At 73.0% G+C, this 25,099-nt stretch carries 26 protein-coding genes; 12 read left to right on the forward strand and 14 right to left on the reverse strand.

The features are described from left to right. The first annotated feature begins 495 nt into the window (after positions 1-495). Entirely contained in the window at positions 496-1,050 is a 555-nt protein-coding gene (locus GKC29_RS04355) for a hypothetical protein (RefSeq protein ID WP_155329594.1), read from the forward strand. A gap of 59 nt (positions 1,051-1,109) precedes the next feature. On the opposite strand, the gene GKC29_RS04360 is transcribed toward GKC29_RS04355, so the two are convergent. Next, on the reverse strand, positions 1,110-1,622 hold the full coding sequence (locus GKC29_RS04360; protein WP_155329595.1) for a MarR family winged helix-turn-helix transcriptional regulator: 513 nt from the start codon (positions 1,620-1,622) through the stop codon (positions 1,110-1,112). A gap of 91 nt (positions 1,623-1,713) precedes the next feature. Here GKC29_RS04360 and GKC29_RS04365 point away from each other — a divergent pair, with 91 nt between their 5' ends. Next, on the forward strand, positions 1,714-1,938 hold the full coding sequence (locus tag GKC29_RS04365; RefSeq protein ID WP_155329596.1) for a hypothetical protein: 225 nt from the start codon (positions 1,714-1,716) through the stop codon (positions 1,936-1,938). A gap of 2 nt (positions 1,939-1,940) precedes the next feature. On the opposite strand, the gene GKC29_RS04370 is transcribed toward GKC29_RS04365, so the two are convergent. The 5 genes from GKC29_RS04370 to dnaA form a co-directional block, all read right to left on the reverse strand. After that, on the reverse strand, positions 1,941-2,459 hold the full coding sequence (locus GKC29_RS04370; protein WP_155333979.1) for a DUF721 domain-containing protein: 519 nt from the start codon (positions 2,457-2,459) through the stop codon (positions 1,941-1,943). A gap of 334 nt (positions 2,460-2,793) precedes the next feature. Then, entirely contained in the window at positions 2,794-3,927 is a 1,134-nt protein-coding gene (recF, locus tag GKC29_RS04375; protein WP_155329597.1) for a DNA replication/repair protein RecF, read from the reverse strand. Between the two features lie 16 nt (positions 3,928-3,943). Then, entirely contained in the window at positions 3,944-4,816 is an 873-nt protein-coding gene (gene gnd / locus GKC29_RS04380; RefSeq protein ID WP_155329598.1) for a phosphogluconate dehydrogenase (NAD(+)-dependent, decarboxylating), read from the reverse strand. A 41-nt stretch (positions 4,817-4,857) separates the two neighbouring features. Then, positions 4,858-5,991, reverse strand: coding sequence for a DNA polymerase III subunit beta (gene dnaN / locus GKC29_RS04385; protein ID WP_155329599.1), 1,134 nt, complete (start codon positions 5,989-5,991; stop codon positions 4,858-4,860). A 766-nt stretch (positions 5,992-6,757) separates the two neighbouring features. Continuing rightward, entirely contained in the window at positions 6,758-8,557 is a 1,800-nt protein-coding gene (gene dnaA / locus GKC29_RS04390) for a chromosomal replication initiator protein DnaA (protein ID WP_155329600.1), read from the reverse strand. A gap of 680 nt (positions 8,558-9,237) precedes the next feature. Between dnaA and rpmH the strand changes: the two genes are divergently transcribed. The 6 genes from rpmH to rsmG all read left to right on the forward strand — a co-directional run bounded on the left by rpmH (position 9,238) and on the right by rsmG (position 12,719). After that, positions 9,238-9,375 (forward strand): 50S ribosomal protein L34, encoded by a 138-nt coding sequence (gene rpmH, locus GKC29_RS04395; protein WP_155329601.1) that lies wholly within the window; start codon positions 9,238-9,240, stop codon positions 9,373-9,375. 36 nt (positions 9,376-9,411) lie between these two features. After that, entirely contained in the window at positions 9,412-9,819 is a 408-nt protein-coding gene (rnpA, locus tag GKC29_RS04400) for a ribonuclease P protein component (RefSeq protein WP_155329602.1), read from the forward strand. Next, on the forward strand, positions 9,816-10,103 hold the full coding sequence (gene yidD, locus GKC29_RS04405; protein ID WP_155329603.1) for a membrane protein insertion efficiency factor YidD: 288 nt from the start codon (positions 9,816-9,818) through the stop codon (positions 10,101-10,103). Before rnpA ends, yidD begins: the two co-directional genes overlap by 4 nt. Positions 10,104-10,107: 4 nt before the next feature. Continuing rightward, the gene (yidC, locus tag GKC29_RS04410; RefSeq protein WP_155329604.1) at positions 10,108-11,100 is read left to right on the forward strand and encodes a membrane protein insertase YidC; all 993 of its coding nucleotides are present in this window, start codon (positions 10,108-10,110) and stop codon (positions 11,098-11,100) included. A gap of 211 nt (positions 11,101-11,311) precedes the next feature. Beyond that, the gene (locus tag GKC29_RS04415) at positions 11,312-11,902 is read left to right on the forward strand and encodes a R3H domain-containing nucleic acid-binding protein (RefSeq protein WP_155329605.1); all 591 of its coding nucleotides are present in this window, start codon (positions 11,312-11,314) and stop codon (positions 11,900-11,902) included. A gap of 112 nt (positions 11,903-12,014) precedes the next feature. Then, positions 12,015-12,719: a 16S rRNA (guanine(527)-N(7))-methyltransferase RsmG gene (gene rsmG / locus GKC29_RS04420; protein ID WP_230689148.1), complete on the forward strand. Its 705-nt coding sequence runs from the start codon at positions 12,015-12,017 to the stop codon at positions 12,717-12,719. Positions 12,720-13,260: 541 nt separating this feature from the next. Here the strand turns inward: rsmG and GKC29_RS29470 are convergent. Further along, the gene (locus GKC29_RS29470; protein ID WP_196255804.1) at positions 13,261-13,554 is read right to left on the reverse strand and encodes a hypothetical protein; all 294 of its coding nucleotides are present in this window, start codon (positions 13,552-13,554) and stop codon (positions 13,261-13,263) included. Between GKC29_RS29470 and GKC29_RS29475 the strand changes: the two genes are divergently transcribed. The 3 genes from GKC29_RS29475 (at position 13,448) to GKC29_RS04435 (ending at position 17,089) form a co-directional block, all read left to right on the forward strand. Continuing rightward, the gene (locus tag GKC29_RS29475; protein ID WP_305070159.1) at positions 13,448-14,512 is read left to right on the forward strand and encodes a ParA family protein; all 1,065 of its coding nucleotides are present in this window, start codon (positions 13,448-13,450) and stop codon (positions 14,510-14,512) included. The two genes, GKC29_RS29470 and GKC29_RS29475, sit on opposite strands and share 107 nt — an antisense overlap. Positions 14,513-14,539: 27 nt before the next feature. Further along, a complete protein-coding gene (locus GKC29_RS04430) occupies positions 14,540-15,532 on the forward strand; it encodes a ParB/RepB/Spo0J family partition protein (protein ID WP_155329608.1) in 993 nt (330 codons plus the stop codon). A gap of 411 nt (positions 15,533-15,943) precedes the next feature. After that, entirely contained in the window at positions 15,944-17,089 is a 1,146-nt protein-coding gene (locus GKC29_RS04435; protein ID WP_370463310.1) for a hypothetical protein, read from the forward strand. A gap of 68 nt (positions 17,090-17,157) precedes the next feature. On the opposite strand, the gene GKC29_RS04440 is transcribed toward GKC29_RS04435, so the two are convergent. Then, positions 17,158-18,138 carry a D-alanine--D-alanine ligase gene (locus GKC29_RS04440; protein WP_155329609.1) on the reverse strand — a complete coding sequence of 327 codons (981 nt, stop codon included), beginning with the start codon at positions 18,136-18,138 and terminating at the stop codon, positions 17,158-17,160. Positions 18,139-18,145: 7 nt separating this feature from the next. Then, on the reverse strand, positions 18,146-19,459 hold the full coding sequence (locus GKC29_RS04445; protein ID WP_155329610.1) for a PLP-dependent aminotransferase family protein: 1,314 nt from the start codon (positions 19,457-19,459) through the stop codon (positions 18,146-18,148). Positions 19,460-19,754: 295 nt separating this feature from the next. Between GKC29_RS04445 and GKC29_RS04450 the strand changes: the two genes are divergently transcribed. After that, complete coding sequence (locus GKC29_RS04450) at positions 19,755-20,420, forward strand: GNAT family N-acetyltransferase (protein ID WP_155329611.1); 666 nt, start codon at positions 19,755-19,757, stop codon at positions 20,418-20,420. Positions 20,421-20,435: 15 nt separating this feature from the next. Here the strand turns inward: GKC29_RS04450 and GKC29_RS04455 are convergent, their stop codons facing one another. The 5 genes from GKC29_RS04455 to sigM all read right to left on the reverse strand — a co-directional run bounded on the left by GKC29_RS04455 (position 20,436) and on the right by sigM (position 25,092). Then, positions 20,436-21,599, reverse strand: a complete 1,164-nt coding sequence (locus tag GKC29_RS04455) for an N-acetylmuramoyl-L-alanine amidase (RefSeq protein ID WP_155329612.1) — start codon at positions 21,597-21,599, stop codon at positions 20,436-20,438. Positions 21,600-21,914: 315 nt separating this feature from the next. Then, complete coding sequence (gene trxA / locus GKC29_RS04460) at positions 21,915-22,238, reverse strand: thioredoxin (RefSeq protein WP_155329613.1); 324 nt, start codon at positions 22,236-22,238, stop codon at positions 21,915-21,917. Positions 22,239-22,268: 30 nt separating this feature from the next. Then, the gene (gene trxB, locus GKC29_RS04465; RefSeq protein ID WP_155333981.1) at positions 22,269-23,222 is read right to left on the reverse strand and encodes a thioredoxin-disulfide reductase; all 954 of its coding nucleotides are present in this window, start codon (positions 23,220-23,222) and stop codon (positions 22,269-22,271) included. A gap of 179 nt (positions 23,223-23,401) precedes the next feature. Beyond that, entirely contained in the window at positions 23,402-24,337 is a 936-nt protein-coding gene (locus tag GKC29_RS04470) for a hypothetical protein (protein ID WP_155329614.1), read from the reverse strand. After that, on the reverse strand, positions 24,334-25,092 hold the full coding sequence (gene sigM / locus GKC29_RS04475) for an RNA polymerase sigma factor SigM (protein ID WP_155329615.1): 759 nt from the start codon (positions 25,090-25,092) through the stop codon (positions 24,334-24,336). The genes GKC29_RS04470 and sigM overlap by 4 nt, the downstream gene beginning before the upstream one ends. Positions 25,093-25,099 lie beyond the last annotated feature (7 nt).

Genomic DNA, 25,099 nt, shown 5'->3' on the forward strand with positions numbered 1-25,099 from the left:
GCCACTTTCTCGCGCCGTTGCGCGCGCCGGGTGGCGCGCCGGACGCGGGGTTCGGCGGACAGGACGCGACGTCGGCACGCGGACCGGCGCGCCGGGGACTCATCCGGGCTGCGGGTCGAACGCGCCGGTCGCCGCGGTTGCCCGCGGATCGCGATCGGCTCGACCCGACGTGGGACGATGATCGCGGGCCCGCACCGGCCCCGTGTCTCGTCGCTCCGCACCGGGTCTTCGTCTCAGCGTCAATCTTACTGTGCGCGAGCGACAGAACCACCACTCGGCACCCCTGCGGGGCGTCTCAGACCTCCATAGCGGCCCGAACGTCGCCATCCGCGAGTCCCCCTACACGCGTGACCCTGATCGACGGCCCGCACCGGCCGTCCGGCGGTCCCGCGCCCGGCGTGTCCCACGCCGCGACGAACGGTGGCTTGATCTTTGGGGGCGGGAACCGGACGATCGACCCGTTCGAACGGACACGGTCTTGAGAGGTGACGCCAGATGGGGCTGGACAACGTCGCGGTGCACTGGCCGCGGACCGGCCGCTTCTACGACCCGGTCGCACCGGCCGAGTTCGTCGACTTCGGCGAAATCGTGGACATGCCACGCATCTCGGCGCCAACCGCAGCGCTCGCCGAGCTGATCGCGAAGACCGGCACGGTGCGGGCGACCGCGTACACCGAGCTGGTCGACCTGATCCTCGGGCTGGAGAATGTGCTGTACGCCACAGAGAACTCAGCCGAGGACGAGGATCCGGTGATCGACCCGGACGGCTGCTCGTGGATCGCCGACGGGGTGGAGAAGTTCGTGGCCCGCCACCGCCCGGTCGGCGAGGCGGTCACCTTCGAGTCGGTCAGCGAGGTGCTGCGCTCACTGCTGGGCGACGGACGCCTGGCCGAGCAGCAGCTGCGCTGGCTGGACAGCCGGCTCGACCGGCTGCGGGACGAGAACGGCGACCCGCCGCAGTGGACCTTCACGTGCGCCGAGCTGAGCGTGCTCGCCGCGTTCTACCGCCGCTGCGCCGACCGGGGGTTCGCGGTCTACGCCGACGCCTGAGGCGCCGATCCACCCCCGAACCGGCGGTCACGGCCGGGTGAGTCGCGCCGGAACCGGCGTCACGGCGTGGTCGACCCCGCCGGGCCGGCCGTCCCGGCGTCGTCGGTCGTGCCGGGGCCGGTCGCCACGGCGCGGCCGGCCGCCGCGATGACGCTCGTCAGCACCGAGTGCAGGTGCCGCAGGTCCGCCAGTGGCAGCCCGAGCCGCTCGACGATCGCGGGCGGGATCTGCTCCGCCCGCTCGCGGAGGGCCCGGCCGGCGGGCGTGAGCGTGACGGCGAGGCTCCGCTCGTCGGCCGAGTCACGCTCCCGCCGCACGTAGCCGGCGGCTTCGAGGCGCTTGAGCAGCGGCGACAACGTGCCGGGATCGAGCTGGAGCAGCCGGCTCAGCTCCCGGACGCTCAGCGGCGCGTGCTGCCAGAGCGCCAGCATCACCAGGTACTGCGGGTGCGTCAGGCCCATCGGCTCCAGCAGCGGGCGGTAGACCGCGACGACGCCGCGCGCGGCGACGGAGAGCGCGAAGCACACCTGCTGCTCCAGCGCCAGGGGATCCCCGTCGAGCTGCTCTGACACCGTCGCCTCCTCACGTGGTCGTTGCGATCATACCAACGATTGGTGTACCAATCGTTTGCACACCAATGATCCTCGTCAGGAAGGCCGGCGGATGAGCACGGAGAAGAACGAACCCAAGGTCCCCGGCGAGGGCGGCCGCCTCATGGCCTGGGCGTACCGGTACTTCGCCGGCCCCGCCGAGGTACAGGGCGCGGTCCAGGGCGGCTCGTACCAGGCCCGGGAGGGGTGGAAGCAGGACCTCGAACGACGCAAGCAGTGGAGCCGCGAGCAGCGGGAGCGCAAGCGCGCCGAGCGGGAGGCCCGGCGCGGCAACTGACCTCAGCCGTACGTGTCGCGGGGTCCACGCCCGCGCACCCGGCGCGGCCCGCGCGACCAGGACGGCGCGGCCGGCCCGTGGATGTGCAGCCTGCGCACCACGTTGTGGCCGACCTCACGGGCGATCTGCTGGAGCAGCGAGCCCGCGAGCAGCCGGAGCTGGGTCGCCCATGCCGTGGACCGGGCCTCGACGGTCAGCTCGCCGTCCTCCAGCTTCACCGGCCGGCTGTGCTGGGCGACCTCCGGCCCGACCACCCGCTCCCAGGCCCCGAAGACGGTCGCCTCGGCCGCCGGCTGCTGCCAGCCCCGGGCCTTCACCAGCCGATCAAGGACCACGCCGAGCGGCTGCGGGTCGCGCGGGTCCGGCCCGGGCCCGGAGTAGCCGCGCAGCCGCCGCTCGCCGCTGCCGTCACCGCCGCCACCCGGGGTGCGTCGCCGGGTCTTCGCCGCCGCTTCCCGGCGGGCCTTCGCCGCGTCGAGCACCGCCCGCGCGAGCTGCGGCCCGGCCGCCCCGGGCGGCAGCTCCCCGGCCTCGCCGGAGCCGGTGCCCCCGGTCGCGCCTGCGGGGTCCGTCGCCGGTGCGCCCTTCCGACCGGATCCGGCCGTGCGGTCCCCTCCGGCGGGCCGTGCGTCCGCGCCCTGCGGCGCGTCACCACCGGCCGGCCGGTCCGGGTCCGGTCCCGGCCGGGGACCGGGGCGGTCGCCGTCGGACGTCGTCCGGCCGACCGCCGCGCCGGTCGCGCCCCGGCGGCCCGCGCGGCCGCCCCGGCCGCCGGCTCCCGAGGGAGTACGCGCACCGTCCGCCCCGGCCGGGGCCGTGTGTCCCGGCACCGGGCCGGTGGTGCCCGGCTGCGGATCATCCGACACGGTGCACCGTCCCCTCGCCGACGGCGTACCGGGCGCCGCGCAGTCGCGCCGGCACGTCGTCGTCCACCGCGCAGGTGACCAGCAGCTGGCTCGCACCGCCGACCAGGTCGGCCAGGCGTTCCCGCCGGCCGGTGTCGAGCTCCGCGAAGACGTCGTCGAGCACCAGCACCGGCTCGATGCCGTCGGCTCGCAGCAGGTTGTACCCGGCCAGCCGGAGCGCCAGCGCGTACGACCAGGACTCCCCGTGGCTGGCGTACCCCTTGGCGGGCAGCGGGCCGAGCGTCAGCGCGAGGTCGTCACGGTGCGGGCCGACCAGGGTGGTGCCCCGCTCGATCTCGGCGGCCCGGGCCTCGGCGAGCGCGGTGGTCAGCGCCGCCGCGAGGGTGGCGCGGTCGGTGGTCGGTTCGGCGAGTTCCACCGACGGCCGGTACGCGATGCCCGCGGCGCCCTTGCCGGCGGCCACCGCGTCGTACGCCTTGGTGACGTGCGGGGTGAGCGCGCCGACCAGCTCGAGGCGGCCGGCGAGCAGTTCGGCGCCGTGCTGCGCGAGGTGCGTGTCCCAGACCGCGAGGGTCGACAGGTCCCCGCCGCGGGAGCCGCCCGTCTTGCGGGCGAGGTACGCGGTGCGCAGCAGGGCGTTGCGTTGCTTGACCACCCGGTCGTAGTCGGCCCGCACCCCCGCGTACCGGGGCTGGCGGAGCACCAGCAGGTCGTCGAGGTACCGGCGGCGTTCGGCCGGGTCGCCCCGGACGAGTTCCAGGTCCTCCGGGGCGAACAGCACCAGGCGCAGGGCGCCGAGCACGTCCCGGGCGCGGCGGGCCGGGGACCGGCCGAGCCGGGCGCGGTTGGCCCTGCCGGGGACGATCTCCAACTCGACCAGCAGCTCGCGCCCCTCGTGCACCACGGCGCAGCGGATGACCGCCGAGGTGGCGCCCATCCGGACGAGGGGGGCGTCCGTGGCGACCCGGTGCGAATCCAGGGTCGCCACGTAGCCCAGCGCCTCGACGAGGTTGGTCTTGCCGACGCCGTTGGGGCCGACGAGGACGTTCGCCCCCGGTTCGAGGTCGACGCCGACCCGCTCGTACGAGCGGAAGTCGACCAGTTCGAGCCGGCGGACGTACACGGGCTGTGGACGGGCGTCAGCGCTTGCGGACGGCGTGCCCGCCGAACTGCTGTCGCAGCGCGGCGACGGCCTTCATGGCGGGCGAGTCGTCCTGGCGGGATGCGAACCGGGCGAAGAGCGAGGCGGTGATGACGTTCAGCGGGACGGCGAGCCGGACCGCCTCGTCCACCGTCCACCGGCCCTCGCCGGTGTCCTCGGTGTAACCGCTCAACTCGACGAGCTCCGGGTCCTCGTCGAGGGCGCGGTCGAGCAGGTCGAGCAGCCACGAACGGACGACCGTGCCCTCGCGCCACGACTTGAACACGCCGGGGACGTTGGTCACCAGCTCGGAGGCGGTCAGCAGCTCGTAGCCCTCGGCGTAGGCGTGCATGAGCCCGTACTCGATGCCGTTGTGCACCATCTTGGCGTAGTGCCCGGCGCCGACCGGCCCGGCGTGGACGAAGCCGAAGTCACCGGCCGGCTTGAGGGCCTCGAAGATCGGCATGAGCCGCTCGACGTGCTCCTGGGAGCCGCCGACCATGAGGGCGTACCCGTTCTGCCGGCCCCACACGCCGCCGGAGACGCCGACGTCGATGTACCCGATGCCGCGGTCGTTGAGCCGCTCGGCGCGGGGGGCGTCGTCGCTGAACCGCGAGTTCCCGCCGTCGATGATGATGTCGCCGGTGCCGAGGACGTCGGCCAGCTCGTCGATGGTGGCGTCGGTGACGCCGGCGGGGACCATGACCCAGACGGCGCGGGGGGCCTCCAGCTTCTCCGCCAGCTCCGCCAGGCTCGCGACGTCGCTCAGCTGCGCGTTGTGGTCGAAGCCGACCACCTCGTGGCCGGCGGCGCGCAGCCGCTCGCGCATGTTGCCGCCCATCCGGCCGAGCCCTACCAGGCCGAGCTGCATCTGTCCGTACCTCCGTGCGTCGTGGTTCTACTCGGGTGCGATCAGCGGGAAACGCGGATCGGCATGATGAGGTACCGGTACCCGGGCAGAACCTCGCCATCCTCGCCGGCCGGCGAAATCACCGCCGGCTTGAAGGCGTCGACGAACGAGAGCACGGCGGACTGGGCCCCCAGGTTCGTGAGGCCGTCGATCAGGTACTGCGGGTTGAAGCCGATGGTCAGCGGGTCGCCGGTGAAGGTGGCCTCCATGGCCTCGCTGGCACGCGCCTCCTCGGTGCCGCCGGCCTCGACGACCAGCCCGTCGGCGCTGAAGCTCAGCAGCACCGGCGTGGTGCGCTCGGCGACCAGCGCGACGCGCTTGACCACCTCGATGAGGGTGCTCACCGCCACCTGGGCCTGCGCGTTGTGGCTGGCGGGGAAGAGCGAGCGCACCGGCGGGTAGTTGGCGCCGTCGAGCAGCCGGCTGGTCGTGCGGCGGGTACCTCCGGCGAAACCGATCATGCCCTCGCCGGCGGCCCCCTGGGACAGCGCCATCGTCACCTGGCCACCGAGCGGGCCGAGGGCCTTCGCCGTGTCGTGCAGGGTCCGGGCCGGCACCAGCGCGTTGAGGCTGATCTCGGAGTCGTCCGGGTTCCACTCCATCTCGCGCAGGGCGAGCCGGTAGCGGTCGGTGGCGAGCATCGACAGGGTGCGGCCGGAGAGCTCGATGCGCACCCCGGTCATCATCGGCAGCGTCTCGTCCCGGCCGGCGGCCACGGCCACCTGGGCGACGGCGGCGGCGAAGGCGGCCGCGTCGATCGTGCCGGCGCTCTCCGGCATCTCCGGCAGGCTCGGGTAGTCCTCCACCGGCATGGTGGGCAGCGTGAACCGGGCGCTGCCACAGACCAGCTCGAGGTGGGCGCCGACGGCGGCGATGTCGACCGGCTTGGCCGGGAGCGCCTTGGTGATCTCGGCGAGGAGCCGGCCGGAGACCAGGGCGGCGCCGTCGGCGTCCCCCTGCACCTCGACGGTCACCTGGCTGGAGACCTCGTAGTCGAACCCCGACACCTGCAGGTTGCCGTCGGTGACCCGCAGCATCACGCCGGCGAGCACCGGCACGGACGGCCGGTTGGGCAGGCTCTTCGCGGTCCAGGCCACGGCCTCGGCGAGCGCGTCACGCTCCACTCGGAACTTCATCAATGCCTCCGCGTCGACGTCAGCGACAACTCTCTCATGCCGACCGCTGCCTACCGACCCGCCTGAGCGTGCGGGTACCCATCGCACCTTAGGGCGCATGGGCATCGGCTGTGCGCCCGCCCCCGTGCCGTCCCGGTGCCGGCGAGCCGCCGACGGCGGCCTTCGGCCCGATCCACAGGAAGTCCAACGGTGATGATTGGTTTTTGTTGTCTTAGAAGATCTAACTAGTCGTCTTCATCGCACCTGTGCAAACTGTGGAGAACCGTCGTCCGCGCAGGTCAGACAGGTTATCCACCGGTGGTTTCGCTGTGGAGAACCAGGGGTACAACCCGTGTCGCGATCCACAGGCGGCGGCTGCCCCCAGGCTGTCCACGGTTGTCCACCGGTTGTCCACCGGTAATCCACCGACTTTCTCCCCAGCCCTGTGGATCACCGGACGCGTGTCGATCGGCGTCATCCCCAGAACCTTCAACAGCTTCCCCACAGGGGTGCCGTCCGCGGTGGACAACGACGAGGTTGTCCCCAGGCGTCCACAGCGTCGTCCCCAGGGTTTCTCCACAACCTGTGGGTAACCGGGCGGCGGACGGACGGTAGTTTTCCACCGACGGTGGATAACAAGGTGTGGACAACGAGCCGGAGTGTGGGTGGTCACGCCCAGGATGCTGCGGTCTCGACCATGTCGAGGGTCAAGCCCTGGCCCTGGAAGAACGCAGAACACCCGGCCGGTGGACCGGCCGGGTGTCATCGGTACGGGGGCGGACAGACGTCAGGTGGTCTGCTTGATCCGGTTGGTCAGCTCGGCGATCTGGTTGTAGAGCGAGCGGCGTTCGGCCATCTGCTGGCGGATCTTCCGGTCGGCGTGCATGACGGTCGTGTGGTCCCGGCCGCCGAAGGCCTGCCCGATCCGGGGCAGCGACAGGTCGGTCAGCTCCCGGCACAGGTACATGGCCACCTGGCGGGCGTTGACGAGGACCCGCGAGCGGGAGTGCCCCCGGAGGTCCTCCAGGCTCACCCCGAAGTAGTCGGCGGTGGAGACCATGATCTGGTCCGCGGTGATCTCCGGGCCGGCGCCGTCCGGGATGAAGTCCCGCAGCACCTCCTCGGCCAGCGACAGCTCGACCGACGAGCGGGTGAGGCTGGCGAACGCGGTCACCCGGATCAGCGCGCCCTCCAGCTCGCGGATCGAGTTCGACACCCGCGAGGCGATGAACTCCAGCACGTCCGGCGGGGCGAAGAGCCGTTCCTGGGCCGCCTTCTTCTGCAGGATCGCGATCCGGGTCTCCAGGTCCGGCGGCTGGATGTCGGCGAGCAGGCCCCACTCGAACCGGGTCCGCAGCCGGTCCTCCAGGGTCGCGAGCTGCTTCGGCGACCGGTCCGAGGTGATCACGATCTGCTTGTTGGCGTTGTGCAACGTGTTGAAGGTGTGGAAGAACTCCTCCTGCGTCCGCTCCCGGTTCTCCAGGAACTGGATGTCGTCGATCAGGAGGATGTCCACGTCCCGGTAGCGGCGCTGGAAGGCGCTGGTCTTGTCGTCCCGGAGCGAGTTGATGAAGTCGTTGGTGAACTCCTCGGTCGAGACGTACCGCACCGAGCGGGCGTTGCCCAGCGTCGTGGCGTAGTGCCCGATGGCGTGCAGCAGGTGGGTCTTGCCCAGCCCGGAGCTGCCGTAGATGAACAGCGGGTTGTACGCCTTCGCCGGTGACTCGGCCACCGCCACGGCCGCCGCGTGCGCGAACCGGTTCGACGAGCCGATGACGAACGTCTCGAACATGTACTTCGGGTTGAGCCGGTTGCCGCCGCTGTCCGCGGGTGACGGCAGCCGCCGGTCGTCCCGGCCGCCGGGCCGGTGGTGGTCCACCCGTCCCGGCCCGCTGTCGGTGCCGAGGTCCCGCGGCAGGGGCCGGATCACGTGCTGGTCCCGCGGCGACACCCCGTCCTGGCGGTACCGGGCGTCGAAGGCGCGGCCGTCCACCGTCGGGTCGAGTCGGGCCGTCTGCTCGTCGAAGCCGCGCCGCTCGGGCCGGCGGACCGCAGGGTCGGGACGGGGCGGTTCGGCGAAGGCGTCGCCGAACAACGGCTCCTGGGCGTCCCGGCCCACCGCGGGGACGCGCTCGGCGACGGGGGGCGGCGGTCCGGCCGGCTCCTCGATGCGCCGTTCGGGTTGCGCCTGCTCGGGGATCAACGGGAGCTGCCGGCCGGCGTCGTCCTCCGGCGCCAGGCCGTCCGGCCCGGCGCCGTACGCCTCGCCCGGCTCCGGCTCGGGGGTGCTGCGGTAGACAGTGCCCGCGGGGCGGCCGGAGGCGTCCTCCGGCACGCGTACGGTGACGGCGACCTGGATCGGTCGGCCCAGCCGGCGGGTGAGCGCCTCGGTGATCGCCGGGCGCAGCCGGGACTCGATCACGTCCCGGGTGAAGGCGTCCGGGACGGAGAGCAGTGCGGTGTCCTCGACGATCGCCCGGAGCCGGGTCAGCCGCAGGTACGCCCGCTGCTGCGCGGAGATGATCTCGTCGGCGAGCTCGTCGGTCGTCGCCGTCCACACCGCGGCAAGGTCGGTCGTACCGGCCACCGTCGTGCCACCCCCTCGCCTCTGCTCCCGGACGCCGCCGTTCTCCCCGTCGGCCGTCCCGGGCCCGCCGCGTTCGAGCGGGTGGAACACCCTCACCCGGACGGCCGACCGACCCTCGTCCACAAGTTATCCACAGCCTGTGTACGTGCCGATTGTGGCCGCCCGCCGGACGCGGGTCGGACCTGCCCCCTGCCAGAACGGGCGCTGAAGCGGGTACACCGTGCCGAACGATCCACCGCCCTGTCCGGTCTTGCCCTGCTGGCGGCGACCGCACCTGTCGACGCCCAGAGGCTGTCGGCGAACCCCTTCGCTCGCCCGGGGTCTCCCGACAGCCTCTTACCGCAATCGGGCACGGTAACAGCGATGTCGGCACGCCTTCAACCGGCGACGCGCGGCCACCGTTGGCGGCATCCGCGAAAAGCGCCGCTTCGGTCGCCCGGGTTGGTCGGTGTCGCCGCTGGTGGGAGTGTTTGACGGTCGTTGCGCCCCTGCGTAGGCTGGAGCGGCTGCTCTCTCGCCCTCTGCTAGGGTGATGGATGCTTGCTGTCCGCGGCCTCCCCGCATCGCCGAGGTCTCGCGCCGCCGGGCAGCACCGATCGGAGGTCACCGCCAGGTGACCCGGACCAGACACGACCCCGGCGGTCCCCTCGCCCGGGGCGTACGACAACGGAGAGCCTGACGTGAGCAAGCGCACCTACCAGCCGAACAACCGCCGGCGCGCGAAGACCCACGGCTTCCGGCTGCGCATGCGCACCCGTGCCGGCCGCGCCATCCTCTCGACCCGTCGGGCCAAGGGGCGCGCCCGCCTGGCGGCGTAACGCCGGCCGGGTCCGATCCGCAGGACGTGGGCAGTCGTGCTGGCCGCCGCGCAGCGACTGCGGCGCAGCACTGACTTCGCCGCAGCGGTCCGCGGTGGCCGGCGCGCCGGACGCGGCGCCCTGGTCGTCCACCTGAGCCTGCCGGTCACCCCGACGGCCGCAATCTCGCCGGAGCCGGCGCGGACCGGTGCGGAGGAAATTCCCGCACCCGCCCGCGCCGGCTTCGTCGTGTCCAAGGCGGTCGGAAACGCCGTCGTCCGTAACCGCGTCCGCCGCCGGCTGCGGCACCTGGTTCGCGAGCGGCTTGCCGAACTGCCGGCGGGCAGCACCCTTGTGGTGCGCGCCACGCCGGCCGCGGCGGACGCGTCGTACCAGCGGCTCGGCGCCGACCTCGACGCGGCGATCGCGGCCGCGCGTGCCCCGCGTGGGCGGCGGTCCCGGTGAGTACGGGGCAGGACGCGCCGCGCCCGACGTCACCCGGTGCCCGGGTGCTGGTCGGGCCCATCATCGCGTACCGTCGGTGGATAAGTCCGGCTCTGCCGGCCCGCTGTCGGTTCTACCCGTCGTGCAGCGCGTACGCCCTCGAGGCGGTCAGCCGCCACGGCGCGTTCCGGGGAGCCGGCCTGACGGTCCGGCGGTTGTTGCGCTGCCACCCATTCCACCCAGGTGGATTCGACCCGGTGCCGGAGCCGGGCGGTCGCCGCCGTGCCGATGTGACTGGAGCCTGAGAAATTGAGTCTCGACTGGATCTACTACGCGATCTCGTGGATCCTGCTGGTCTGGCACCGGGCGTGGGACGCCATCGGGGTACCGGACATCGCGGTGCTCGGCACCAACTGGGCCTGGATTCTCGCCATCATCTTCCTGGTGGTCACCGTCCGGGTGATCCTCTTCCCGGTCTTCGTCAAGCAGATCAAGTCCCAGCGGGCGATGCAGGCGCTCCAGCCGCAGGTCAAGGCGCTGCAGGAGAAGCACAAGGGTGACCGGGAGACGCTCCAGAAGGAGATGATGGAGCTCTACCGGAAGGAAAAGGCCAACCCGCTGATGGGCTGCCTTCCGATGTTCCTCCAGATCCCGGTCTTTCTCGGTCTCTTCCACGTGCTCCGCCGACTCGACCCGGGCAAGAGCGAGGCGGGCAAGACCCTCTACGGCTGGACGATCGGTCAGTTCGAGAGCGCGTCCGCCGCGAAGCTGTTCACCGCGCCGATCGCCGGCAAGTTCGGCTCGACCGCCGAGGAACTGGCTGCGCTCCAGGCAAACGGCACCACGGTCAAGATCATGGCCGGCATCCTGGTGTTGGTGATGATGGGCACGACCTACCTCACCAGCAAGCAGATGATCCTCAAGACCGGCTGGGCGGAGGACCCGCAGCAGCGGATGATCCAGAAGCTGATGCTCTACGGCATCCCGCTGTCGCTGCTCGTCTCCGGCGCGATCTTCCCGATCGGTGTGATCATCTACTGGGTCACGAACAACCTCTTCACGCTCGCCCAGCAGCAGTGGGTGCTGCGCAAGTTCCCGCCGCCGCCGAGCGTCACCGCCGCCAAGTCGGGCACGTCGGGCGCGCGTAACCCGGTGCAGCCGGCGAAGACCGGTGGGCTGTTCGGCCGCAAGGCCGCCCCGCCGGCGCCGACCAAGCCGGCCGCGCCGAAGGTGGCCGGCCCGAAGCCCGGCGCCAAGCCGGTCAACCCGAAGAAGGGGCGCCCCGCCAAGCGGCAGGGCTGAGCCGTCCGGGCCGCCGTCGGGACACCGGCGGCGGCCCGTTCCGCACCGTGCCGCCGCCGTACGGCCGGCGCCGGAGCAAAGAGCCGCGCGTGGCGCGGCGACGGGCGAGACTGCCCGTACAGACGTGCCCGCGGGCACCGGCGACCTCCCGCCGGCCCCCGGGAGACCAGCGGACCCGACGGTCCGGCCGAGCGAGTACGGAGATGACACCGTGACCGACACCAGCATCCCCAGCGCCGACGAGTCCCTGGACGCGGAGGGAATCGAGCCCACCGCCGCGTCCGAGGCGGACGAGATCGACGAGGCGGCCGCCGGGGGCAAGGAGAAGAAGGCCGCCGGCGACAGCGACCTGTTCCGCCAGAGCGAGATCGCCGCGGACTACGTCGAGGGCCTGCTCGACATCCTCGACTACGACGGGGACATCGACGAGCTGGTCTCCGGCGGGCGTCCGGTGGTCGAGGTGGTCGGCGCCCGCCTGCAGAGCCTGGTCGGCCAGCGCGGCGCCACCCTGGAGGCGCTCCAGGAACTGACCCGGCTCGCCGTCTTCCGGCAGACCGGCACCCCCAGCCGGCTGCTGCTCGACGTCGGCGGGTACCGCGCCAGCCGCCGCAAGGAACTCGCCGCCGTGGCGAAGAACGCGGTGGAGAAGGTCAAGGAGTACGGCGAGCCCGTGCGGCTGGAGCCGATGTCCGCGTTCGAGCGTAAGTGCGTCCACGACGTGGTCAACGCCATGAGCGGCGTGGAGAGCGAGTCCGAGGGCGTCGAGCCGAACCGGCGCATCATCGTCCGGCCGGCGGACTGACCGGGTGACCCACGACGACACCGCGGCGGGCGCCGCGTCCGGCCCGGGTGGCACGCCACCCGGGCCGTCCCCTGTCGGCTCCCGCCCGGCGCCCGACCCGGCCGACGCCACGTTGCCGCCGGAGCTGGCCGGTGCCGCGCGGACCCTCTTCGGCGACCGGCTCGACCTGGCCGCCGCGTACGCCGAACTGCTGGTGACCGACGGTGTGATCCGGGGCCTGATCGGGCCCCGCGAGGCGCCCCGGATCTGGGACCGGCACCTGCTCAACTGCGCGGCCGTGGTGGAGCGCATTCCACCGGGCGCGACCGTGCTCGACGTCGGCTCCGGCGCCGGACTCCCCGGCCTGGTGCTGGCCGTCGCCCGGCCGGATCTGGCCGTGACCCTGATCGAGCCCCTCGCCCGCCGTACCGCCTTCCTCGTCGAGGCGGTGGAGTACCTCGGGCTCGCCCGGACGGTCCGCGTGTTCCGTGGGCGGGCCGAGGAGGCGTCCGCCGGTACGCGGGAACGTGAACCCCTCACCGGCGACGTGGTGACCGCACGCGCCGTCGCGCCGCTGGACCGCCTGTCCACGTGGTGCCTGCCGCTGGCCAGGCCGGGCGGCCGGCTGATCGCTCTCAAGGGCGCCTCGGCCAGCGAGGAGATCGCCGAGCACGCGGCGACCGTGGGCCGCCTCGGCGGCGGTACGCCCGAGGTGCACCACTGCGGTGAGGGCGTCATCGATCCGCCGACGACGGTGGTCGAGATCGTGCGCGAGCGGGTGGTGGGACCGGCGCGGCCGAAGTCCCCGAAGCGCTCACGCGGTGGCCGCCGCCGCTGACTTCTCCCGCCGCGCGACGCGGGTTCTCCGGCGCTGCCGGCGCTACGGCCCTGCCGGCTCTCGCCGGGCAGGGCCGGCTCTCGCCGGGCAGGGCCGGCTCTCGCCGGGCAGGGCCGGCTCTCGCCGGGCAGGGCCGGCTCTCGCCGGGCAGGGCCGGCTCCGCGGCGATGCCGGCTCTCGTACGCCTTGGCGTGGCCGTCGGTCTTCGTATCGGATCCGCCGATCCGCCTTTCCTGTTCGGCGTCCGCGTCGTTGAACGGGTACGGGTGGGCGGGATGTGAACCCGACGTGGACCGGTTGCGCCCGCGAGCCGTAGGCTGGCCGCGCGTCGATAATGTGGAGCGGGCGGCGACGGACGATCACCTGAGTCCCGACCGCTTCCGCCGGGTCGCACGCTCCGAGTGCGAGCAGAGTGCGGCCCGTTGACGGGGTGCGGACCGACCATCCGAAGCGGGCAGGGATGACAGGTGCATGACGACGGCAGGTACGACGATCCACGCGTGACCGGGGCAGCGGGCGACTCTGTTTCACGTGAAACCGACTACCCGGGCTGGGCGGCGCACGGCTCCCCGGCGAGCCCGTCCCACCGGCCGCCGGACTGCGAGCCGGTCGTGCAGCGCGATACGCCGGCGACCGGCGTCGCCCGACCCGTACCGCCGGAGTTGCCGACCGGCCGGTCAGCGTCCGACGGGTCGGGTGCCGCCGGCAACGCGCCAGCGGCCGAGCGCGTGACGGCGGCGCGGGGCAACGCGGCCGCGTCGACGCGCTTCGAGGTGGCCGTCCCCCAGCAGCCCGCGCCCGGGTCGGTGCCGGATGCCGGTCGGGTGACCGACACGACGGCGAGTCCGGCCGTGCCGTACGGGCATGACGGGGACGAGGCCACGTACGTTTCACGTGAAACCCCGACGCGCGAAGAGGATGACCCACCGTTGGCGATGGAAGCGATGCGGGCCGTGCAGATCCTGAATCCGAGCGGCGAGGTGACCATGCCTCGTCCAGAGCGGACCCGGGTGATGTGCGTCGCGAACCAGAAGGGCGGCGTGGGTAAGACCACCACGACGGTGAACCTGGCGGTGGCGCTCGCCCTGCACGGTAACCGGGTGCTGGTGGTCGACCTCGACCCGCAGGGCAACGCCTCGACGGGACTGAACGTCCCGCACCACACCGGCGTGCCGGACGTCTACGACTGCCTCATCAACAGCGTGCCGCTGGAGGACGTCGCCCAGGCGGTCGAGGGCATCCCCAACCTGTGGTGCGTCCCGGCGACGATCGACCTCGCCGGCGCCGAGATCGAACTGGTCTCCGTGGTGGCTCGCGAGTCCCGGCTGCAACGGGCCATCGCCGGGTACCCCGGTCACTTCGACTACATCTTCATCGACTGTCCACCGTCGCTGGGCCTGCTGACGGTCAACGCTCTGGTGGCAGCGCAGGAGGTGCTCATCCCGATCCAGTGCGAGTACTACGCGCTGGAGGGGCTGAACCAGCTCATCAACAACATCAACCTGGTCCGTCAGCACCTGAACCCGCGGCTGGAGGTCTCCACGATCCTCCTCACCATGTACGACCGGCGTACCCGGCTGGCGGACGCGGTGGAGCAGGACGTCCGGAACCACTTCGGCGACAAGGTGCTCGAGGCGGTCATCCCGCGCAACGTCCGGGTCTCGGAGGCACCCAGCTACGGCCAGTCGGTGATGACCTACGATCCCGGATCGCGGGGGGCCACGAGCTACTTCGAGGCCGCCCAGGAGATCGCTGAGCGGGGTGCCAAGGCGCCGGTGAGCCGCAATGCGTAGTGGGTACGAGTCGCCGGGAGGCGTGGCATGAAGAACCGTCCTCGGGGCGGTCTGGGTCGAGGGTTGGGCGCGCTCATCCCCACCGGACCGGCGGCGACCGCAGCGACCGGTGCGTTCGATCCGAACGCCGGCAGTCCCGCCGCTGCCGAGGTGGCACCTCCCCCGGCCGCCGGGCAGGGCGAGGCGACGCTGAGCCCGGTGCCGGGTGCCCGCTTCGCCGAGATCCCCGTCGACGCCATCGTGCCGAACCCGAAACAGCCCCGGCAGGTCTTCGACGAGGACGCCCTGGAGGAGCTGAAGGTCTCCATCCAGGAGGTCGGCTTCCTCCAGCCGATCGTCGTCCGCCAACTCGACGGCGAGAAGTTCGAACTCGTCATGGGCGAGCGGCGCTGGCGCGCGGCGCAGGCGGTTGGCCGGGACAGCATCCCGGCGATCGTCCGGGACACGCGCGACGACGCGATGCTCCGGGACGCGCTCCTGGAGAACATCCACCGGGCCAATCTGAACCCGCTGGAAGAAGCGGCCGCCTACCAGCAGCTGCTCGACGAGTTCGGCGCCACGCACGAGGAGCTGGCGCGGCGGATCGGGCGAAGCCGTCCGCAGATCTCCAACACGATCCGGCTGCTGAACCTCCCGGCTCAGGTGCAGCGTCGGGTTGCCGCCGGGGTGCTCTCCGCCGGGCACGCCCGGGCGCTGCTGAGCCTCGACGGCGCGGAGGCGCAGGAGCAGCTCGCCCTGCGGATCGTCGCCGAGGGCCTGTCGGTGCGCGCCACCGAGGAGATCGTCGCGCTGTCGCTGAGCGAGAACGCCGACCGGAAGGAGTCGGCCAAGCGCCGCCCGAAGCCGCACGCGCCCGCGTTGTCGGATCTCGCGGAGCGGCTCTCCGACCGTTTCGACACCCGCGTGAAGGTCGACATCGGTCGCAGCAAGGGCAAGATCACCATCGAGTTCGCGACCGTCGACGACTTGGAGCGGATCGTCGGTCTCATCGGGGTCGACCGGGACGAGCCCGAGGCCTGACTGCCGGTACGCCACACTCGGCCGCGCGGTCCCGATCGGGGACCACGCGGCCGAGTCGTTTCTGCGACCGCACCGACCGACCCGGAGCCGCTCCGGTCGTGGTGCTGTCGGGTCGCCTTTCCACCCGATGTCGCCCGCCGGTGAGCCCCGTCGTTTCACGTGAAACCGGGGCCGTCGGCCGCGGCGGAGGGGACGGCCGTTATCCACACCGGTTGTCCACAGGCCGCCCTCGTTTCACGTGAAACAGCGCGTGAAATCCCGTGCTGACCTGTGGATGACGGCCCGTGGTCGGCACCTGACGGGCCTGTGGATATCTCGTCGGCGGGGCCGACTCGGTGGCCGGAAAAGCCGCCGGGATTGGAGGCGGAACGGGGAGGGACAGCAGTGACGAGACCGGCTAGGGTCAGCGTCGTGCACGACACCCCTCCCTCACTTCCGGACTTCGCCCAGTGGCCGTCCTTCCCCTTCGAGGGCGACCTGCGCGTCAAGCAACTCGATGATCCGGTCCCGGTCGAGCCGCCCCGCAGGGGCGAGGGACACCGGGAGTGCACCGCCTGCAACGCCCCCGACGATGCCTACATCTGGGTGGGCGAGCGGTGGCGGGTGCGCGCCATGGATCGACCCACCGGCCTCCCGATGGTGCTGATCCTGGAATCCCGGTCCCATCTCGACCTCGGTGATCTGCCGAACCTGCTCGCTGCCGAGCTCGGGGTGATGACGGTCCGGCTCGAACGGGCCATCCGCTCGCTGGACGGTGTGGCGCGGGTCCACGTCAACCGCTGGGGCGACGGCTCGGCGCATCTGCACATGTGGTTCCTCGCCCGCCCGTACGGCCAACTCCAACTCCGCGGCACGTTCCTTCCGCTGTGGGACTCGATCCTGCCGCCGATCTCCGAGTCGACGTGGCGGGAGAATCTCGCCCTGGTCGCCGCGTGGCTGGCGGAGTTCGGCGGGCGCCCCCTCGCCGAACCGCCCCGCATCCAGTGGCAGGCGCCGTCCAGCTTCAGCGCGCCGGTGGCGACCGTCACGCCAGCCGAGGAGGAGGGCACATCGGTGATGAGTTCGGTCGAGGAGACGCCGGTTCCCTCGACGGACGACCAGCCGTCGCTCCCTCCGACGGGCGACCGGCCGCCCGGCCCTGCCGCCGCCTCGACGAGAACGGCGACCGACGCTCCGGCGGCCGAGGGCGCGGACGCCCCGTCGCGTGGAGGCGGCACCGGCCCGTCGACCGGCGGCCTGGCGACCGGACGGCCGGCCGCCGACCGGCCGACTGACGGACCTGACGAGCCCACCGCCGCCACGGTCGACACGGCCCGCACAGCCGACGCGGTCGCGACCACCGCCGCCCGTGGAACGGCACGCACGAACGACAGCGCCGCCACGACCGAGTCGAACGCCACGGACGGAACCGCCGGGACGGCCGGCACGAACGACACCGCCGCCGGGCCGACCGCCACGGACGGAACCGCCGCGACGGCCACGGACCGCTCCGGCGGTGGTTCCCCGCCCGACGATCTGCCGGCCCCCGCCACGCCGCTCACCAGCCCCCGTGACTGACAGAGCCGCCGCAGATCCTGGAGGCTTCCAGGATCTGCGGCGGCCCAGGAGCGAGGTGCCGGGAAAGGTCAGTCGCGCCGCGCGGCGGCGCGGGACACCAGGGTGCCGAGGACCCGGCCGAAGTCGAGGCCGGCCGCCTGCACCGCGAGCGGCAGCAGCGAGGTCTCGGTCATCCCCGGCGAGACGTTCACCTCCAGGACGTGCGGCTGGCCGGCCCCGTCGACGATGAGGTCCACCCGGCTGAGGTCGCGCAGCCCGAGCGCGGTGTGGGCGGCGATGGCCACCTCGGCGACCGCGCCGCTCACCTCGGACGCCAACCGCGCCGGACTGTGCCAGGTGGTGCGGCCGGCGGTGTACCGGGCTGCGTAGTCGTACACGCCGTTGCGCGGGACGATCTCCACGGCCGGCAGGGCCTGCGGGCCGTCCCCCAGGTCGACCACGGAGACGGCCACGTCCATACCGGGGACGTAGCGCTCCACCAGTGCGGTCGAGTCGTACGCGAAACAACCCACCATCGCGGCCGGCAGGGCCGCGGCGTCCCGGACCACGGCGGCGCCCAGACCCGAACCGCCCTGGGCGGGCTTCACCATCAGGGGCAGGCCCAACCGGTCGACGATGCGGTCCAGCACGGCCACCGCGCCCAGCTCCGAGAAGCGGTCGTGGGGAAGCGCCACCCAGTCCGGCGTGGGGATGCCCGCCTCCCGGAGCACCGCCTTCGCGGACGGCTTGTCCCAGGCGAGCCGGGAGGCGCGCGCGTCGCACCCGACGTAGGGGATGTCGCAGAGGTCCAGCACGCCCCGGAGCGAGCCGTCCTCGCCCGTGGCACCGTGCAGGGCGATCACCACGGCGTCCGGCGGGTCGGCGGTGAGGGACGGCAGCAGGGCGACGTCGGCGTCGCGCAGTTCGGCGTCCACGCCGACGGCGCGCAGAGCGTCCAGCACCCGGCGGCCGGAGCGGAGCGAGACGTCCCGTTCGTAGGAGAGCCCGCCGGCGAGCACCAGCACGCGCAGGTCGGTCACGACGGACGAGTCGGCAGCGGTCGTACGCATGCCGGAATCATGCCAAGTCAGGTCCCGGGGTGTCGGAACCGGCCTGGCCACGCCGTGACCCCGGACGGCCGACCGCGCCGAACACCCGGCGCATGGCGATGTCCTGCTCCATGACGCCGGCCAGCCGCCGCACACCCTCACGGATCCGCTCCGGCGGCGGGAAGGAGAAGTTGAGCCGCATGTGGCCGGTGCCGGTGCCGTCGGCGTAGAAGCCGGTGCCCGGCACGTACGCGACCCGGGCGGCGATGGCGCGCGGCATCATCGCCTTCGAGTCGAGCCCGTCGGGCAGCGTGGCCCACACGAAGAGACCACCGCCCGGACGGGTCCACGTCGTGCCGGCGGGCATCAGGTCCGCGAGGGCGTCGAGCATCGCGTCCCGGCGCTCGCGGTAGACCTCCCGGTAGACCTTGAGTTGCTCGCGCCACGGCATCGTGCCGAGGTACGTCGACACGGCCGCCTGCGCGTAGCCGCTGGGGCACAGGATCTGCGCCTCGCTCGCGATCACCAGCTTGTCGCGGACGGCGTGCGGCGCGAGGATCCAGCCCACCCGCAGCCCCGGGGCGAAGGTCTTGGAGAAGGTGCTCAGGTAGAAGACGCCCTCCCGGCGGCGGGCCCGCAGCGGCGCGGGCGCCTCACCCTCGAAGCCGAGTTGGCCGTACGGGTCGTCCTCCACCACCAGCAGGCCGGCGCGTTCGCAGATGTCGAGCACCCGCTCGCGCCGCTCCTCGGTCAGCGTCACGCCGGTCGGGTTCTGGTAGGTGGGGATGGTGTAGAGGAACTTCACCCGGCGTCCGGCCCGCGCCTGCTCGGCGATGGCCACCTCCAGCGCCTCCGGGATCAGCCCGTCGTCGTCCATGGCGACGTGCACGACCTGTGCCTGGGCGGCCTGGAACACCCCGAGTGCCCCGACGTACGTCGGTCCCTCGGCGAGCACCACGTCGCCCGGGTCGAGGAACAGCCGGGCGACCAGGTCCAGCGCCTGCTGCCCGCCGACGGTGACGACCACGTCCTCCGGGGAGGCGCCGCACGCCGCGTCGACGCCGGAGAGGGCCATCACCTCGCAGATGCGCTCCCGCAGCTCGAGGGTGCCCTGGCCGATGCCGTACTGGAGGGTGGTCACCCCGTGCTCGGTGCCGAGCCGGCCGAGCATGTCGCCGACCGCGTCCAGCGGCAGCGCGGCGATGTAGGGGGCACCGCCGGCGAGCGAGACCACCTCCGGCCGGCTGGCCACCGCGAAGAGCGCCCGGATCTCCGAGGCCGTCATGCCCCGGACCCGCCGGGCGTACCGGTCGGTGTAGTCGTCGAGCGTCGTGCCGGTCATGCCATCACCTCGATGCGTGCTCGGGTGCCTCCCCGCCCCGGGCGTACCCGGGACTCCGGCGACCATGGCGACTCGGGGCGCCGGATGCCGATCCTAGCCGCCGCCCACCAGGGCCGTCGCCGGCCGGACGGCCAGGTCCACATCCCGGACGGTCCGTCACTCCCCACGGTGACCGTTTGCGCGTCCCCTCCCGTGACGTTCGTCGGCGGCGTACGATCGCTCGTCGGGGGGCAGGGAAGGCGGCGGTGTCGTTCCGTGCCGGTCTCACCTCCGAGCCTAATGTGGGGATGCGCCAATGTCGCGACGTCTGGTCAGCTTGACCCTCGACACCCTGGAGGACCTGCCCCGCCCGTGCCGCCAGTGTGTCTACTGGGAGCTCGATCCGGTCTCTGCCGATCGGGCGTGCGCCGCCGGGGACCCGGGCCTGGAGAAGGAGGCGTGGGTCTCCCAGACGCTGCTTGAGTGGGGCTCCTGCGGCAAGCTGGTGTACGTCGACGGCATGCCGGCCGGGTTCGTGATGTACGCGCCGCCCGCGTACGTGCCGCGCTCGATGGCCTTCCCCACGTCACCGGTCTCCGCCGACGCGGCGCTGCTCATGACGGCGAACGTGGTGCCCGCCTTCGCGGGTGGCGGGCTCGGCCGGATGCTCGTCCAGGGCGTCGCCCGGGACCTCACCAAGCGCGGCATCAAGGCGATCGAGGCGTTCGGCGACGCGAAGTTCGGTGATGCCGACGACGCGACGCGGGCCTGCGTGGCACCCGCCGACTTCTTCCTCTCGGTGGGCTTCAAGACGGTCCGCCCGCACCCGCGCTTCCCCCGCCTCCGGCTGGAGCTGCGCACGGCGCTGAGCTGGAAGTCCGACGTCGAGTACGCGTTGGAGAAGCTGCTGGGGTCGATGAGCCCGGAGACGCTGCTGCGGCCGGTCCGCCCCGCCCCGGCGACCCGCTCCACCGCCCGCTGACGGCCACCGGTCCGGTCAGTCGACGACGGTGCCGGCGGCCACCACCGCCCGTAGCTCGCTCACGTCGATCGACCCGGTCGGGACGTCCCGTTCGATCGGGTAGTACATCCGCTGCACGGCGGCGACGATCGCCTCCACCACCCGGTCCCGGAAGCGCGGATCGACCAGCCGGGCGCGGTCGGTGGGCGAGGTCAGGTACCCCACCTCGACGCGGACGGCCGGCATCCGGGTGAGCCGCAGCAGGTCCCACGCCTTGGCGTGGGTACGGCAGTCCCGCAGCCCGGTCCGCGCGACGATCTCCCGCTGCACGAGGCCGGCCAGCCGCTCCCCGGTCGCCGAGGTCACCCCGTTGTCGGTGCCGTAGTGGTACGTCGCCACGCCCTCGGCGGCCGGGTTGGCGTGCCCGTCGAGGTGCAGGGAGATGAACACGTCCGCGCCGAGCGAGTTGGCCAGGTGGGCCCGGTCGACGTCGGGCAGGCTGTCCGGCAGCGCCGGACCTCGGGTGAGCTGCACCCGCACGCCGGCTGCCGCGAGCCGCCCTTCCAACCGGCTGGCGAGGTCGTGCACCAGGTCCGCCTCGGTCCAGCGGAGCGCGCCGTCGGGCACCACCACACCGGGGTCGGTGCCGCCGTGGCCGGGGTCGACGACGACGGTCCGCCCGATCAGGGCGGGTCCGGACTGCCGGATGGCGTCGGACTCGCGCAGCCACTGCGGCCGTCCGCCGACGACCTTGCGGCCGAGCCGGCGCAGCGCGTCCATGGTGTGCGGGCCGCAGGTGCCGTCGGGGGTCAGCCCGACCTCCCGCTGGAACTGGGCGACCGCCCGCGAGGTCCGTACGCCGTAGATGGCGTCCGCGCGGCCCACGTCGTACCCCATCTCCAGCAGCCGCTCCTGGAGGGACCGGACGTCCTCGCCGGTGAGCGGTTCGGGCACCGCGTGGTAGAGGGTGCGGGCGCCGAGTCGCCAGCGGGCGGCGTCCAGGGCCCGCCACGTCTCGGCGCCGACGCGACCGTCCACGCTGAGGCCGCGGGACTGCTGGAACGCCCGCACGGCCCGTTCGGTGTGTGCGTCGAACTCGTCGGCGTCGGGTGCCGAGGGCGAGAGCAGGTCGAGGGTGGCAAGCACGGTACGGATCTCCGTGACCGCTGGTCCACGGTCACCAGGTCGGATCGGACGCACGCTCGACCCCCTCTGCACGGACGCTGGCTGGCCGGGCGGCCCTGAGAGGCGGTCCGGGAACCCCGCAGCGGCTGCGGCGGGCCCAGGCGGCGACCCGCGGTGTCGGAGGTCGGTCCGGACCCGGCACCGGTGTCGGGGCAGACCTCCGAGCCGCCGGATCGCCGGCTGGACTACACCTCGCTCGCCCGGGCGTTTCCCGACCGCCTCTGGCTTGAGGTTATGCGCTCGCCGGGCCCGAGGTGTGCGGGCCGGGAAAAAGACGCCGACCCCGCACCCGGGTACTGCCGGGTGCGGGGTCGGCGGCGTCAGCGCAGGTCAGAGTGCCGATTGGATGAGCTTGACCAGCTCGCCCTTCGGCTTGGCGCCGGCGATGGACTGCACCGGCTCGCCGTTCTTGAACACGGTGAGGGTCGGCACCGACATGACGCGGTAGGTGCGGGCGGTCTCCGGGTTCTCGTCGATGTTGAGCTTGACGATGGTGACCTGGTCACCCATCTCGCCGGCGATCTCTTCGAGCAGCGGCGACACCTTCCGGCACGGGCCGCACCACTCGGCCCAGAAGTCCACCAGAACCGGCTTGTCGGACTTCAGCACGTCGGTGGCGAAACTGGCGTCGGTGACCGACTTGGTTGCTCCCACTACGACCCTCCTCGCGATTGTTTCGGTTGTTCAGCCCTGGATCGTGGCGATGAATCGCTCGGCGTCCAGGGCGGCGGCGCAGCCCGTGCCGGCGGCGGTGATCGCCTGCCGGTAGGTGTGGTCGACCAGGTCACCGGCGGCGAACACGCCCGGGATGTTGGTCCGGGTGCTGGGTGCCTCGACCTTCACGTACCCCTCGCCGTCCAGGTCCACCTGCCCGCGGAAGAGTTCGCTGCGGGGGTCGTGGCCGATGGCCACGAAGACGCCGGTCACGTCGAGCACCTTGGTCTCACCGGTGTGCACGTTGCGGAGGCGGACACCGGAGACCTTGCCGTCGGCGCCCAGGATCTCCTCGACGACCGAGTTCCACTCGACCTTGATCTTGTCGTTGCCCAGCGCGCGCTGCGCCATGATCTTGCTGGCGCGGAACGTGTCGCGGCGGTGGATGATCGTCACCGACTCGGCGAACCGGGTCAGGAAGCTGGCCTCCTCCATCGCCGAGTCACCGCCGCCCACCACCACGATGTGCTGGTTGCGGAAGAAGAAGCCGTCACAGGTGGCGCAGGAGGAGACGCCGTGGCCGAGGTACTCCTGCTCGCCGGGCACGCCCAGCGGGCGCCAGGCGGAGCCGGTGGCGAGGATGACGGCCCGGGCCCGGTAGGCGGTCTCGCCAACCCACACGGTGCTGACCGCGTCCGAGCCGACCTCGCCGGTGTCCTTGAGCTCGACGCGGGTGACGTCGTCGGTCAGGAACTCCGCGCCGAACCGTTCGGCCTGCTTGCGCATGCTGTCCATCAGCTCGGGGCCGAGGATGCCGTCGGCGAAGCCGGGAAAGTTCTCCACCTCGGTGGTCGTCATCAGCGCACCACCGGACTGAACGCCCTCGATGACCAGCGGGTTGAGGTTGGCGCGCGCGGCGTAGACCGCCGCCGTGTAGCCGGCCGGCCCGGAGCCGATGATGATCAGGTTGCGGACCTCGTCCACTGCCGTCTCCCGATTGTGTGTGTTCGCCATCGGCGCGCACCGATGCCGATCCGGTGCCGGCGGCCTCAGCCGGTACCGGCAGCTGATGTGCAGAACGTCATCGTACGAACCGGGGATTCCCGAGCCGGTCATCCGGTGGGTCACGTCACGTCGCCGGACGAAACCCTACGACCGTGGTTTCACCCTACCCGCGCACGGTAGCGGGCGTCCGAGGCGGACCCGGGCACGCCACATTCCGGCCCGCTCACCCAGGCCCAACGGGCTCCGGCCGCGTCGGTGAACCGGACCACCAGCGCGGGACGGCCCTGGAAACGCGCGTAGTCGACGAGGTCGACCACGAGCGGCCCGTTCCGGTGCTCGGTGCCGATCTCGATGAGGCAGGCGGTGAGCGCCGCAGGGTCCTCGAGCCGGTCGAGCCCGATGGGCCCGGCCACCCGGCCACCCTCCGAGTTCGTGGCCGGCTCCGACGCCGAGCCCGGGCTGGAGAACTGTTGCGCCCGCACCGAGGCGGGCAGCGCGCCCAGCCCCTCCGGGGTGTAGTCCGCGCCGGTCCGCAGGGGCGGGCCCGCCGTACGGAACGGCTGGGCGGCGGCCGGTGCCGCCTCGTCGCGGGCCGTGCCGGTGACCGCGCTGTCGTCGCCGTTCCGGCTCCCGAGCTGGTCGAGGCCGAGCAGCCCGGCGGCGGTCACCGCCACCGCGGCGAGCGCGACCGGGGCGCTGACCCGCGCCCAGCGCCGGCGCCGCCGGCCCGGCCCGGTCGTGGCGGGCACCCCCGATCGGGGTACGCCGCCGGGGCGCCGCGAACCGCCGTGCGGCTGGCTCGGCACGACCGGAGCGGCGTGTCCGGCACCGGACGGCGCGGCCTCGGTCGCCAGCGCAGCGGTGATCCGGTCGGTGACGTCGGCGGGCATCGCCTCGGCCGCACCCCCCCAGGCCAGCAGGTCGGCGCGCACCTCCGCGACCGCCGGGGCGAGCCGGGCGTACGCCTCGGCCCAGGCCGGATCCCCCTCGACCAGCCGCGCCACGGTCACCTCGTCCGGGGTGCCGTCCAGCGCCCCGCCGAGGTAGTCGGCGAGCAGGTCGTGGTCGACCTCCCGGAACCCCCCGGTCGTCACGTGTCCTCCTGGTTGGTGTCGCGCCGGGACCGCCCCGACCCAGATCGGACGCCCCCGGCCGCCTCCGGGTTCCCCCGGGTGACGGCCGGCACGTTCCCGCCGGACGGCACCGGGTCGCCGGCCGGCGCGGAACCGCTGCCCGGCGCGGGGCGGAGATGGCCGAGGATCGTCGCCAGGCGGGCCCGCCCACGGGCGCACCGGCTCTTCACCGTCCCCTCGGCCACCCCGAGGATGCGGGCGACCTCGGCGACCGGGTAGCCCTGCACGTCGACGAGGATCAGCGCCGCGCGCTGCTCGACCGGCAAGGTCGCCAGCGCCTGCCGTACCACCAGGGCGGTGTCGTGGTCCGGTGCGGGAGCGGCGGGCTCGACACCCCCGGTCGCCCCCTCGGTGTCGTGGACACCGTCGGGCAGCGGCACCGTCGGATGCGCCTGCCGACGCCGGATGCGGTCCAGGCAGGCGTTGACCACGATCCGGTGGAGCCAGGTGGTCACCGCCGAGTCGCCCCGGAACCGGGCGGCGGCGCGGTGGGCGGAGAGCAGCGCGTCCTGGAGGGCGTCGGCCGCCTCCTCCCGGTCGCCGAGCGTGCGCAACGCGACCGCCCAGAGGCGGTCCCGGTGCCGGTGGAACAGCTCGGCGAAGGCGTCCCGGTCGCCCGCGACGTGCGCGTGCAGCAGGTCGACGTCGGAGGGGGTCGGGGCGGGCGTCGTGCCTCCGTCGCCCGCCGGCCGTCCCGCCGTCCCGCGTGCCTTCATCACCACG

Source organism: Micromonospora sp. WMMC415 (assembly GCF_009707425.1).
GTDB lineage: Bacteria > Actinomycetota > Actinomycetes > Mycobacteriales > Micromonosporaceae > Micromonospora.

Bases quoted from the DNA above. Each gene is read 5' to 3' on its own strand.
- GKC29_RS04355 (WP_155329594.1), top strand. From the start codon at position 496: ATGGGGCTGGACAACGTCGCGGTGCACTGGCCGCGGACCGGCCGCTTC.
- GKC29_RS04365 (WP_155329596.1), top strand. From the start codon at position 1,714: ATGAGCACGGAGAAGAACGAACCCAAGGTCCCCGGCGAGGGCGGCCGC.
- gnd (WP_155329598.1), bottom strand. From the start codon at position 4,816: ATGCAGCTCGGCCTGGTAGGGCTCGGCCGGATGGGCGGCAACATGCGC.
- dnaN (WP_155329599.1), bottom strand. From the start codon at position 5,991: ATGAAGTTCCGAGTGGAGCGTGACGCGCTCGCCGAGGCCGTGGCCTGG.
- GKC29_RS04430 (WP_155329608.1), top strand. From the start codon at position 14,540: ATGAAGAACCGTCCTCGGGGCGGTCTGGGTCGAGGGTTGGGCGCGCTC.
- GKC29_RS04440 (WP_155329609.1), bottom strand. From the start codon at position 18,138: ATGCGTACGACCGCTGCCGACTCGTCCGTCGTGACCGACCTGCGCGTG.
- GKC29_RS04445 (WP_155329610.1), bottom strand. From the start codon at position 19,459: ATGACCGGCACGACGCTCGACGACTACACCGACCGGTACGCCCGGCGG.
- GKC29_RS04450 (WP_155329611.1), top strand. From the start codon at position 19,755: ATGTCGCGACGTCTGGTCAGCTTGACCCTCGACACCCTGGAGGACCTG.
- sigM (WP_155329615.1), bottom strand. From the start codon at position 25,092: ATGAAGGCACGCGGGACGGCGGGACGGCCGGCGGGCGACGGAGGCACG.